Annotated in this window: 8 protein-coding genes; 1 reads left to right on the top strand and 7 read right to left on the bottom strand. The window is 67.9% G+C overall.

Annotated features, from left to right (window positions below; genetic code table 11):
• Positions 1–163: 163 nt before the first annotated feature.
• The 4 genes from ACFY3C_RS42995 to ACFY3C_RS42980 form a co-directional block, all read right to left on the bottom strand.
• The gene (locus ACFY3C_RS42995) at positions 164–2,284 is read right to left on the bottom strand and encodes a tetratricopeptide repeat protein (protein WP_390774785.1); all 2,121 of its coding nucleotides are present in this window, start codon (positions 2,282–2,284) and stop codon (positions 164–166) included.
• A gap of 657 nt (positions 2,285–2,941) precedes the next feature.
• Positions 2,942–5,518 carry a TerD family protein gene (locus ACFY3C_RS42990; RefSeq protein WP_390774784.1) on the bottom strand — a complete coding sequence of 859 codons (2,577 nt, stop codon included), beginning with the start codon at positions 5,516–5,518 and terminating at the stop codon, positions 2,942–2,944.
• 145 nt (positions 5,519–5,663) lie between these two features.
• Positions 5,664–7,736 (bottom strand): DEAD/DEAH box helicase family protein, encoded by a 2,073-nt coding sequence (locus ACFY3C_RS42985; protein ID WP_390774783.1) that lies wholly within the window; start codon positions 7,734–7,736, stop codon positions 5,664–5,666.
• Positions 7,733–8,329: a hypothetical protein gene (locus tag ACFY3C_RS42980; RefSeq protein WP_390774782.1), complete on the bottom strand. Its 597-nt coding sequence runs from the start codon at positions 8,327–8,329 to the stop codon at positions 7,733–7,735. Before ACFY3C_RS42980 ends, ACFY3C_RS42985 begins: the two co-directional genes overlap by 4 nt.
• 423 nt (positions 8,330–8,752) lie before the next feature.
• Here ACFY3C_RS42980 and ACFY3C_RS42975 point away from each other — a divergent pair, with 423 nt between their 5' ends.
• On the top strand, positions 8,753–9,865 hold the full coding sequence (locus ACFY3C_RS42975) for a hypothetical protein (protein WP_390774781.1): 1,113 nt from the start codon (positions 8,753–8,755) through the stop codon (positions 9,863–9,865).
• A 122-nt stretch (positions 9,866–9,987) separates the two neighbouring features.
• Here ACFY3C_RS42975 and ACFY3C_RS42970 read toward each other — a convergent pair whose 3' ends face one another.
• The 3 genes from ACFY3C_RS42970 to ACFY3C_RS42960 form a co-directional block, all read right to left on the bottom strand.
• Positions 9,988–11,457 carry a hypothetical protein gene (locus tag ACFY3C_RS42970; protein ID WP_390774780.1) on the bottom strand — a complete coding sequence of 490 codons (1,470 nt, stop codon included), beginning with the start codon at positions 11,455–11,457 and terminating at the stop codon, positions 9,988–9,990.
• A gap of 17 nt (positions 11,458–11,474) precedes the next feature.
• The gene (locus ACFY3C_RS42965) at positions 11,475–12,077 is read right to left on the bottom strand and encodes a recombinase family protein (RefSeq protein WP_390774779.1); all 603 of its coding nucleotides are present in this window, start codon (positions 12,075–12,077) and stop codon (positions 11,475–11,477) included.
• A gap of 175 nt (positions 12,078–12,252) precedes the next feature.
• Entirely contained in the window at positions 12,253–12,468 is a 216-nt protein-coding gene (locus ACFY3C_RS42960; protein WP_390774778.1) for a hypothetical protein, read from the bottom strand.
• Positions 12,469–12,511: the final 43 nt, after the last annotated feature.

Genomic DNA, 12,511 nt, shown 5'->3' with positions numbered 1-12,511 from the left:
CCTCTATGAAATCTGTGCGGTTGCCGAAGCAGTCGTGGCCCAGGCTTCGGAGCCCAGTTGCGCGCTGAGTGGAGGACTTGTGCCCCACAGCGACCGCACATCGACGAGCCCTGAGGTCTGGACGTCGACGATCCGGTCCTGCTCGCCTGGCCTTGTCGTGTCATCACGTCACTGCGTCGTCAGTCTTCGCCGGTCGGATCGGATGGAGCTGGCTGCGCGCGCGGTTCCACCAGCGCCTCTTGTGCTGCTCTCGCCAGAGGGACAGGCGGTTGTTCACCGAGACGGTGTACAGATGGTCGGTACCGAAGGTTATCTGGCAGCCGATGAGGGATTGCTCCAGCAGAGCAGTGGCCCTCGACCTGTCGCCTCGCGACCAGTACAGGACGGCGAGATTGACTTGGCATTCCAGGGTTGCGGGGTCCTCAGGACCCAACAGGCGCGCGCGGACCGCAGCGGTGTCCTCCAGTAGTGCAACGGCATGGACGCGTCCATTGGCAGTTGGAGAGGGTCCCTGTCGTTCACGGGCCAGCCGCGCGTCCTGGTGGGGAAAGTCCTCCTGTAGGAGTGTGAAGGCGTCCTTGTGACGGCGGGCGAGGAAGGAGGCCCATGCGAGATCGCGTCGAGCGATGAGGGTCATGGGGTGAGTGCGGCCCAACAGTTGTTCGCTGATGCCGGTCAGCCGCTGCCCGTAGGGAATTGCTGCGGTGGCGAGGCCGGCATTGATCAGACTGCGCAGAGTCCAGCGCAGGAGGTAGTGGCCTTCGACCTTCCACAGCAGGTCCCCGGCGCATGCATCGACGCTGTCGATGTTGGTGCGCAGCACGGCTGTCGTCTCACGGTCGAACCAGGAGACCTCGTCGCATAGTTCTCTCAATGAGTCGACGGCGGTTTTCACGACCGCTGGCACTGTGGCATCGGGAGTGCACTCGCGTACGGCTCGTGCGGTGAGGGCGTGCAGCCGCACCGCGCGGGAACCGGCCTGCGCGTGGTCGGTGAGCAGGCTGTAGCGGTGCAGAAGTCGCAGGGCGGCCCGCACCTGATCGGGATCAACGGTGGCAGCAACTTCGTTGGGAAGTACGGAGCGTTGGGTGTTGAGGTAGCGGGTGACGGCGTCGCTGGCCCACAGGGAACGGGGGTGTCCGGCTGGATCCAGAATGGCGGCCAGACGCATGACTGGAACAGCCAGGCCGACGGGCTCGCTCGCTTGTGCGACATCCAATGAGAGCAGGAGGGCCGCGGCGACCTGCCGCCCGTAACCCTCGGTGTCTGCCGCGCGCGGCAGCAGGTCGTCCAGGCGTGCTGTGCTGTCGTTGAAGCGGTGCAGATAGTCTGCACACGGGACGTCTTCGTTGACCATGTAGGCGGCCGCGTGTGACAGAGCCAGCGGCAGGTAGCCCAGTGCCGCGGCCAGTTTACCGGCTTGAGAGTCCATGAGATGGGCGGCATGCGCCGAGTCGAGCCGCTCGTGCAGATAGGCCTCGGCCTCTTCCGCGCTGTAGGTGTCGATGTCCACCACGGTTCGGCCGCCGCCTGACAGCACCGCGTCGTGGCGGCGGGTCGTCGCCACGACGCGGCCGCAACCGAAGGCGGAGGACGGCGGCCACCACTTCTGCATGGCCTCTGGATCGGTGAGGTCGTCAAGGATGAGTAGCCATGGGCGCCGGGTGGTCGCCAGCCACTGAAGGAACAGTCCGGCGTCGGACTCAGCGCTCTTGCCCAGAAGGTGTTCCGCCGCCTCCACGACGTGTGCGGCGTGCGCGTAACGTGCGATGACCTGCTCGATGTCACTAGCATCGACCCACACCACCAGGTCGATGCCGTCCTCCAGGGCTTGGTGGGCATAGGCGGCAGCGAGTTGGGTCTTGCCCACGCCTCCGCCGCCGGACAGGACCTGGGCCAGCACCACCGTGGTATGGCCGACCCTGGCCTGATCGATCCGATCGCGAACCGCGGACCGGTCCTGGAACGCGGACGCAAGTACCGGTACCGAGCCCAGCCGGACGGGCCAGTGCAACGGCTGGCGCGGCGGGGGAGCGGAGACCAGCACTTGGCTGACATGGCCACTGATGGCCACCGCATGGGCTGCCGAAGCGACCGCATCGCCTGACCGTTCCACCCGCACGATCCCGCCATCCGTCTGGGGGCCCGGGCCGCGGTAGCCGCTCAGCGCATCGCCGCCACCCGTGGCAACGGCATCACCGCTCTCGCTGACACTGACGGGTGGCGCCGTTTGCTCCGTGCCGTCCTGGACGCGGGACGGGCGCCTCACCCGGAACCGTCTCATCGGCCCTCCCACCATTCACCCGCTGTCATGGCAGCCTGCCTCAGCCGGTGTAGTCGATGCCGGTGCCGGCCCTGCTTCCCTGCCCGCGGGCGATCGCATCCCCACTCTGCTCCACACCACCCACTCCGCTGCCCCCATGACGACGGCGAATGCCGGTGTGAGCCTCTCCTCCGCCATACGCTTCAGCCCGTCCCGTCCGCGTGACGGTGTCCCGCGCCCGAGTAGCTGGCTGGATCCAGGCCCACAACAGGCCGCACACCCCTGTGGCGCCCTGGACCGAAGCCCCCACCAACTGCCCGGCATCCGGCCCATCAAGCAGCCAGAAAACGGGAGTTGAGACGATCAAGACCACAGCAGCAACCGTCACCACGATCTTCCGCCCACGCGACATGTCCATCCCTCCACTTACCGTGCGCCACCTCTCCCAGCTCCCGAAACCCGGCAGCCGGCGGGCACGGGATGAAGGACGGCTCTTGCGATCACAGCAGTTCCAGCACTATCCGACGCACAACATGGCTTTCGGCCACGGTCGTACTCGCATGCAGGAGACGAACCACGGACTGCCTCCTGCCGTGTCTCCTTGCCGGTCGGTGGGTTTGGCTCCTTGGTCCCGCTGATCACAGAATCGACCCTAGCGACAGGCACTGACAGTCGCCGTCAGGGTTCGACGTTGATGCCGTAGTCCGCAGCCAGGCCGGCAAGCCCAGTGCCGTAGCCCTGGCCCACAGCACGAGCCTTCCAACCCGAACCATGCCGGTAGATCTCCATGGCGATGGTGACGGTCTCACCCGAGACGAACGGGGCAGGCATGAATGCCAGTCCTCCACCAGAGGGCTGGGCGACCTCAACGTGCCAAGTGGTGGACTGGTCGAAGGAAGCGGTGGGTTGAGCTTCGAGGTCGATGCTGGCGATGACGGCCACTGTGTGGACGTCGTCGGGAACGTGGGGCAGATCTGCGATGACCGTGTCGCCGCTGGTGCGGACTCCGTCGTGGTGCGGGTGATTGTAGAAGACGAGGTCGTGGTCGCTGCGTACCTTGCCGTTGCTGGCGAGGAGGACGGCAGAGACGTCGACCGGCACGCCAGTGGTGATGAGGCGCACCGCTACAGATTCGGTTCGGACAGGGGCGTTGGCCCCCTTGGCCAGCACGTGCTTGGTGCTTTCCGGCGGGCCGGGGGCGGCCTCGGCTGCCCCTGCGGCGGGTTCACTTGCGGGCGGACTGATGTTGGTCAGAGAGGCGAGGGTGTGCTGGAAGAGCGGCCAGCCCTCCACTTCTTCTCCGGGCCATGGCCAGGCCAGGCGTGAAGAGCCGAACTGTTTGGCCGTTGGAGGCTGTCCGAGCGCTTCGTAGAGCTGCAGGTATCGCAGGCTTTCGGAAGCTAGGCGGCTGATTTGCCACTGCCGTTGGGCTTCTTCGGGCTGGTTCATGCGCACGTCGTCGTCGGCGGCGGTGCCGCCGAGCGCGGCGAAGACGCGCCTGGCGAAGTCATAGCCGTCACCCGCCAGGAGACGGGCCGGGCGCTCCTGCTGCGCGGGCGCGGGCTCTCCGATCGCGGTGTAGAGAGCGCCGAGATCGCCGCCGGTCCACTGATTGGCCGCGGCGGTGGCGAACTGGGCGAACTGGACCAGGGTGGGCGGCCGGCCCTTCGCGGCCACGAACCGGTGGTGCGCCTGGGCGACACCTTCCAAGGCGGTGCGCCAGCGCTGCTGCAGATAGCTGTCGAGGTACTGCTCGGCCCAGGCGTGACGATGGCGGGTGATGATGTCGCGGACCCGTTCGAAGCCTTCGCGGCGGCTGCCCCTGCTGATGCTTGACGTCATGGTGAAGGAGCCGATGGCCGTGTCCACCGGGAGCTCTTCGCGCTCCTTGACGATCATCTCTTCCGGGCCCAGGTGCTGCTCAGCGACACGCAGTTCCTGGAACAGGCCCGGGGCGACCGGACAGCCGGCGGCACGCAGCGCGGTGAGGGGGCGGCTGTAGTAGTCGGCCACACCGGACAAGGGAGCGCGGGAGTAGGGGCCTTCGCACACGAACCAGGCGGTCAGTGCGACACCGTGCCAGAACTCCAGGGCCGGGCCGAGGGCTTCGGCCATCAGGTGGTGGGGGAGGGGATTGCTGACGATGCTCTTGGCGTGCCGCTGCAGGGTCACCGACTGCCACAGCCGGTCCACCTGCTCGTTGACGGAGGCGGGCAGCACCTGCCGGTACAGCTGCTGGGTGAAGACGTGCTCGTCCGGCCCGAAGCCCAGGATGCCGTCATCGACGAGTCCCCACAGTGTCCGCATGCCGGGCCGTTGGACGGCGTGCGCCTGGTCGAAGGCCGTCCACCACTCGCGTAGGGCCGCCACGCGTTCCTCGACGGGGGAGAGGGAGGTCGGGCCGCCGAGGAAAGCCGCGAGCATCGCATGGATCTCGTCCTCCGGGATGCCCGCCTCGGCCGCCATGCCGGCCGCATGGGCGGACATCCCCACGTACAGGCGCGGCTCAGGCAGTGCGGTGATGACCTCCTCGTCCGGGTGCGGCGGCGCCTGAAGGTAGTCCAGCACGGCCAGCCAGTCGCCGGCGAAGTAGCCGGAGACGACCGGCTGCAGGGCGCGCGTCAGCACCCGGCGCGCCAGGGCGGTACCGGTCTTGGCGGCCTTCTTCGCGAAGCCGGCCATCAGGGCCTGCAGCTGCAGGCTGCGATGACGGGTGACCAACTGCAGCGGATCGACGGCGGTAAGCGCGTCCAGGAGACGCAGGCGGGCGCGCTGCTGCCCGGGCCGGTCCAACCGGTGCCATCCGCCACCGAAGCGGAAGTCCTCCAGCGCCTCGTCGGCAATACCAAGCAGGCGGTAGCGTTCCTCGATGCCGGACCACAGCCGCCGCTGGTCGTCGATGGACTTCGCCGGGCCCGCCGCCCGCACCCGGATCGGCTCGATCAGGGTCTCGAACAACGGAACCAGCACCGACCACAGCAACACCGCGTCGGCCGAGCCGTCCACCAGGATGATGCCGGCCGAGTCGTCCGCGGCCAACGTCAAGGAATGGGCGGGCCGTTCGCGCACCAGGTGCGGCAGGTTCACCGCCCCGGCTTTCAGTGACATCTTCTGCGGCAGGTACCAGGCACCTCGCCGCTGCTGCTCCTGAACGCCGAACGCCTCAGCGCGCCACGTCTTGTCCCGGGCGGTGAGTCTCAACACCCTGACGCTGTCCGCTGCCTCCGGCCCTGTACCCCTGACCACCGAGGCCACTGGCCGGCCGGTCAGTGCCGCGGCCAGTAGCCGGGCCGCGAGCGCGTCGAGCTGAGCGAACCGCTGCTGCTGTCCGGCAGCTGCCTCCAACGCAAGCGCCTCGTCCGGGTGCGCGCCGAGGGCAGGCTGCCACCAGCGCGGCTGGTCACTGGCCACTCGTCAGCCTCCGCATGTACTCGACGAACTGCTCAAACGGCATGGGAGTCGTGGTGTTCTGCGCGTAGACTGCGTAGCGCTGGGCCATCAGCTGCATCTGCCGCTCCTGCCGCCGGGCCTCCACCCGGTCCAGGTCGTGTACGACCCGTTGCTCGACACGCCCCCGTTCGTACAGCACGAACGCATCGACCTCGCCCGGGAACGCACTGTCAGATGTTCCTTCCCCCAGGCCGTCACTGTCCGTGAAGTCCGCCTCCAGCATGCCGGTGTCAATCAGGGGGACGTCGAGCAGCAGCGCGGGATCCATGTCGTTGTCCTCGCACATGGCCTCCAGATGGTCCTCGAGGCCGAGTTCGGCGTGGCAGACCACATCCAGGTACTGCTGATCGGCCGCCAGACCGGGATGCCGCAGCACCCGCACCCCGCGCCCGATGAACTGGTAGAACTCGCCGAAGCTGCCGTAGGGACGTACGGGTACGACCACGGTGATGGGTGGGAAGTCGTAGCCCTGGCCGAGCATCCGCAACTGCACGATGCCCTGCAGATCACCCGCGTCCGACTCGAAGCGCCGCCGGGTGGCTTTGATCGCCGACGCCGACATGCTGTGATGCAGCGTGGCGCAGGGGATGCCGTGCTCTTCCGCGATCCGGGCGATCTGCCGGGCGTGGGCCTCACCCAACGCCGCAAACAGCGCCCGGGGTTTGACGGGGGCCAGCAGCTTGGCCTGCGCGTCCAGACAGGCCCGCGTCACGGTCATCACCTGCCGGATCGAGGCATCGGACTGCGCGGTGATGCGGGCCATCTTCCGCTCGTCCCCGAGCGCAGCCAGCAGAGCGTCGCGGCCCACGATCTGCTCGCGCCGCCCGTCGGGCCACACCGCCTCATACACCGTCGCCGCCGCATCCGGGGCGAACCGGTGCACGCGCAGGTTCTTCGCCGAGCCGTCCGCAATGGAATCCACCAGCCGGTAGCGGTAGACGACATCGGCGTCGATCGGCTTGCCGTCCAGGCGCTGGAAGCACGCCGACATCAACAGCGTGCGCGCACCCCGGAAGTGGGCGAACAGCCGCTGGTAGGAGGCGCTGGCCGCGATGTGGGCCTCGTCGACGACGATGAAGTCGACATCTTCCGGTTCCAGCTTGGCCAGCAGGTCCCCGTCCTTGTCACCGGTGCCCAATGCGTGAAAGTTCGTGACCAGAACGTCCGCGGCCAGCATCCGCTGCCGGCTCACCCGGCTGATCTGCTCGTCGTCCGCGTCTAGGACCAGTGTGGCCGGCGGCTGGGCACCCGGCAGAAGAGGGCCGCCCGCCAGCCCGTACAGGACGTTGCCCGGCACTCCGGGGTCGAGTGCCTTGGCGAAGGTGCCGCGGATGACCGAGCCCGGAGTCACCACCAGCGCTCGCCGCCTGGTGAACGACAACGCGGCCGCCACCCCCAGCGCGGTCTTGCCGGCCCCGACCGCCATCACCGTGGCCGCATGCCGGCCGCCGGAGGCGTAGTAGTTGGCCAGCGCGGCCAGGGCCTCCTCCTGGCAGGCCCGCAACGGCCCCCGGACAACCCGGGACCGCGCACCGGCGAAGTAGGCCTCATCGGCCGTTGGCTGGACGCCCCGTGGCGGATCGGCCGCCCGCAGCGGATCGCCCACCATCTCCGGGACCTCGACGCGCGGCGCGGCGATCACCAGCGGCGACAGCACGGCATCCTGGCGCAGCATCGCCTGCAGCTGAGCCACGCAGCGGGCGGTGTCCAGGCGCACCGCGTCGTAGGAAAACCGCAGCATCGTCAGCCCCGTGGCCGCCAGATCGTTCTGCCGCAGCCGATCGTAGGTGAAGGCGGCACGGTCACTGTGGAAGGTGAAGCCGTCCAGTTCGACGGCCAGGTGCAGCGACTCGCCTGCGATCAGATAGTCCAGCCGGTAGGTGCGCTCGTTGACCGTCACCGGATGCTGGCTGTGCACATGCGCCACGATTCCTTGCTGCGCGGCTGGAGTGAGTACCCAGCGCAGGAAGGCCTCTTCCAGGTAGGACGCCGAGGGGATCAGCTGCTCCAGCCCAGCACTCATGCCGCCCCGCCAACCGTCGCCTCGGCTGCCAGCGCGCCAATCTTCTCCGAGAGGCGGGCTACCGAATCCTCACCCTGCCCGAAAGGAGCCAGTCGTCGTGCCACTTCGAGGGCGTCGGTCAAGGCGCCTTCGCGCTCCAGCAGCATCACCAGCCGGGGAACGGACGTCACGTGCACGAACGAAGCTGGGACGGGGCCGGTGTCAAAGGAGACCGCCTGTGGGGCAGCCTCCATCAACTCCAAGTCCAGCAGCGCGAACACCTCAAGCAGCTCAAGCCCGTCAGGGTAGGAGCGTCTGCCGCTCCACAAGCGGTCCACCGCACCTTGGAGGACGAAGTGGTAGTCCATCGCTTCACCGGGAAGCTCCAGTGCTTCCCAGGCTCGGGTGACCAGGTCCGCTCCGATTGCCTCCACCGGCACATGGCGGCTGGCCGGCGTTGCCGACGTGCTGCCCTCAGCGGTCGGCCACATCAGTGAGGCGTAGGACATCTGCGGACGGACATGCGCCTCTGCGAGCGCCTCGCGGGCGATACCGGGGCTCCCGGTGAACCGCACACCAGGAATCGCTGCCATACGCTCAAACCACTTTGCCATGTTCCCCCCCGGCCTCATCCCACTCGCGCAGCGTCCAGCGCCATCCAACCCTCACCGGCGTGCTGTGGTTCGGCCGGTCCGGGAAACCGCGTGCACCGGTGACCCGCTGTGTTCTGCCCACCGACCCAGTGAATCTTCTCGCGGAGTCCTTGGTCGGGCGCGGGATTCTCTAGAACAGCACGCCGATTGAGCGAGGCTGCTCAGTGTGGCGCGAGCTGCCGCATCTCCAACCGGGCCGGACGAGTTGGTCCGACGGGCCCCGGCCGAGGTTGCGGCGATGCGGCCAATTCGGGATGAGCAAGTCCAAGGCCCCTTCGTGCGGCCGGAGTTCATGCATACGGGGTAACGGCAGCAGCGATCCGCCTTTGGCGGTCAGTGTCACTTTCTACGCTGCCGGTGAGGGCAGCACATGGGGAGGGTGCCATGGTGGACGGGACTGCAGATACGCAGGAGCTGTGGCCGCAGCTTCTGCAAGTCGTCAAAGAGCGGATGCGCTTCGCTTGGATCCTGCTGAGCCAGAACGCGAGCGTGCTCTTCTACGACGGCACCACGCTGACGCTCAACATGTTCAGCCCGGGCGCATACGACACCTTGATCAGCTCGGATTGCCGCATCGTGCTCGATGAGGTACTCACTGAGCTTGTCAATCCTCCGCCCGCGGTAGAGCTACTCGTGCAGGGCAAGATCCCCTCTCCCTTCGACCTCCCCAGCCCCGAAGGTTCCACGCACGTGCATGCGCCCGGTGCTGCTTCGGCCACCGACACGTCACTGGAACCGGAAGAGCCCCTGACGAGCATCTTGCATCGCATCCTGGCCCAGACGGCGTTCCTGCTGTACGAGGACGGAAACAGCCAGGCCGCAGCCCTACTGACGGACGTGGAAGACCTCGAGCATTTCCCCAGCGACGGACCTGAGAAAGGCGAAGACGTCGCCCTCATCGTGCCGCTCTACCTCGTTGGCCGCTTCACCCCGGACGTCCTCGCCGCCATCCAGTGCCTGTTCGTCCACGTTGCGGCACGTCACGACCTCCTGGTTGACAACGTCAGCGCCATTCCGGCCCTCCCCGAAACCGGTGACGAATGGCGCCAGAACCTCCAAGAGAAGCTGATCAACAAGACACCCCCCAGCCAAGACCCCGGACTCTGCGGCACGGAGGCAGTCGCGACTCTCAGCCGGGAAGGTTTCGCCTTCGACTCCCAGGAGCAACTGCTCGTCTACGATGCGTTGAAGCGGGCGCAGGCACAGCTGCCGAAGGATTCCACCATCGCGGTCTTCCCGCTGCCAAGGGGCCGGCTCGGCAGCGGCAGCGCCTGGGTCCCGGACTTCCTCGTCACCGCCTCCGGCCGGGTGGGTGCCATCGAGGTCGACGACCCCCATCACCACGAACACGTCGCCGCGGACGCCGCCCTCGACAGGTCCTGGCGCAGCAGCGGAATCGCTCACATCGAACGCATCCTGCTCAAGGGATTCAGTGCCGACCGCGAAGTCGACGCCCTCGTCCGGCAGTTCCTTACCCGGCTGCGTGAACACCACTGACCACAGTGTCAGCCCGGCCGATCACCGACCGATGGCAGATCCCCACTTCAACTGACGGTCTGCTCCAGTTGCTTGCCGCCAGCCGGAGCCGGCGACTTGCCGCTGTCCGCCTTGCCGCCTTGTCAGGGCGATGGCGTCGAGGCTGTGGCTGCCGGGTCGTTGGGCGTATTGAACAGATCCTGATAGGCGCGCAGTTCCTCACCCGTCAGTTCCGGGTCGCCGCTGATGGCGCTCATCGTGGTGTCCCATTCCCGGTAGCCGTCGGCGCGGGGAGTGAGCAGCACACCGACCGACGTGAGCTGGGCGAGGTCCGCATGCTCGCCGCGTTCGTGATGGCGCAGCCGAAGCCAGGCGGAGAACGCGGCGCGGGTGTGGTCGGTCAGGGCGGAACAGACGGCGAAGCCCAGCTGGGCCCAATCAGGCCCGGAGACAAAGGTCCGCATCCGCCATACCGTGGTGCCGGTCTCCGGTTCGGGGACCGCGGCCAGCGCGTCCAGCAGAAATCGGCCCAGATCTGTGCGGTACCCGACCGGCAGGCTGTCGAGGCAGGCCAGGACGCGTTGCCGGGCGTCCCACTCGTCCGGGTCCAGTGGGCTGGTAGCCACGTCCTCGAGCATGATGCGGACCATGGTGTGGGCTTCGTCGTCGTCACTGCCGGCCGGGGCGGCGGGCAGCAGCGGCACGCTGTGCGGCCGTCCGCCGCGCCGGTTCCAGGACGGGTCCGCCGGCCCCGGTACTGCTTCGGCGTCCGCGGCGGCCAGCTCGTAGTAACGCTCCGGCTCGCCGCCCAGCACGGGCGCCGACGTGCCGCCCCGGTGCAGATAGCCGACTACGGCGTGGGTGGAGCGCAACTGGTTGAGCAAGAACTCCCAGTCGCGTCGCAGCAGAGCGATCACCGGCGTGCGTCCGTGATGCTCCGCGACGATCAACTCCTGTGGGGGATCAGGGTGTTCGACGATGGCGACACCGACCCAGTCGACGGCCGGTCCGTCGATACGGACCCGGTGGCCTCGCCCGTTGACCATGTGTACGCTCTCCGCCCGCAACCGGCGGACGGTGCCCTCGATCTGCTTGCCGGCCGCGGTGATTTGCTTCAGGACCCAGGACGTCTCCCGCTCTACTGAGGCTGGCTCGCCCTCGCGGGCCTTGATCTGCACGACGACACCCTGGTCGCCGACCACCAGCAGCCCGTCGCTGATCTCCCGCACGCCGCGCCCCTTGCGTTCCACACTCGGGGCCATCACGAAATCCGGCAGACCCCAGGTGGCCGCTGCATCCTGCACGGCCATCTCCGCGGCCGTGCCCCGCCGGTCATGGTGGCGCAGGGGCGTCGCGTGCGGGATGACCCGCTCGAACACCCCGCTCGGGGTGCTCACCATCAACGTGAGCGTGTCGGCGTCCTCGACTCGTCCCAGGCCGATGTCCGAGGAGGCCAGCGCGGCCAGTTGCTCGGCGGACCAGTGCCTGGACGAGCGTGCGGCTGCGATCCAGGTATCCCCGGGGGCGGATTGTCCGGCGGACAGCACGCGCCGGCTGCCCGGCACCTGGCTCGACAGCCACGCAAACGGGCCCCGGAGTCCTAGCTCAGACACCAGCCGCAAGGTAGCGGTCAGGACTTCGTGACCTGGGTCTTCTTCGGCTGACGGGGGACGGTGTTGGTCTTGTCGAGGTGCCCGTACACCGTCGACCGGGGGACGCCGAACATGTCGGCGATCTGCTGGACCGTCTTCTCCCGCTCGTCGTAGAGGCGTTGGGCGAGCGCGGCCTGGTCCTCGGTGAGCTTCGGCCGGCGCCCGCCGACCCGCCCCCGGGCCCGCGCGGAGGCGAGCCCGTCGTTCGTGTTCGCCACGATCAGCTCGCGCTGGAGCTCTGCCAGTACGGACAGCATCCCGAACATCGCCCGGCCCTCCATGGTGGCGGTGTCGATGCCCTGCTCGATGACGTGCAGCCCGATGCCGCGCTCGCGCAGCTCGGCGCCGAGGGTGACCAGGTGCAGCACGGAGCGGGAGAGCCGGTCGAGCCGGGTCACCTTCAGCGTGTCGCCCTCGCGCAGCAGTTGTATGACGAGATCGAGCTTCGGGCGGGACGCCTTCGCGCCGCTGGCGACGTCGACGTGGATGTTGTCGCGGTCGACGCCGTGGCGGAGTAGTGCGTCGATCTGATGATCGGGGTTCTGGTCGGCCGTCGATGTGCGGCAGTAGCCAATGAGCATCGTCGGAAACTATCCGAAGGACCGTTCTCCGACGTTGATTTCCGACGCTAGTTGCCGACACTGCCCACCTGCGGGTTCGTGATCACTGGCCCAAGTGTCGGCAGACGATCGTTTGCCGACACTCGGGACCGCCGGGAAACGGGGCCCGACCGTCGGCTCGGGCCCCGCGAACGATTTACCGGCGGGTGGCGCTCCCCTGCCGCCACATCACGTAGACGCCGAAGACGGCGGTCGCCGTCGGGGCGATGGACTCCGGCGGCATGTGGGAGCCGAAGATCAGCACGACACCCGTGACCAGCACCGCGAGGAAGGCGGCGAGGTCGAATCCGGTCTGGACGGATGAGGAAGCATGCGTATCGTGGGTCTTGCTGGTCGATGCGTCGGGCAGCACTATCTCTCCTTGAGAGTCGTTGCAGGTCCAGGGCAGCTCTGCT

The organism is Streptomyces sp. NPDC001410 (genome assembly GCF_042895235.1).
Classification (GTDB): Bacteria; Actinomycetota; Actinomycetes; order Streptomycetales; family Streptomycetaceae; genus Streptomyces.
The sequence above is the reverse complement of the archived record's forward strand: the minus strand, read 5'-3'. Positions and strand labels throughout refer to the sequence as shown.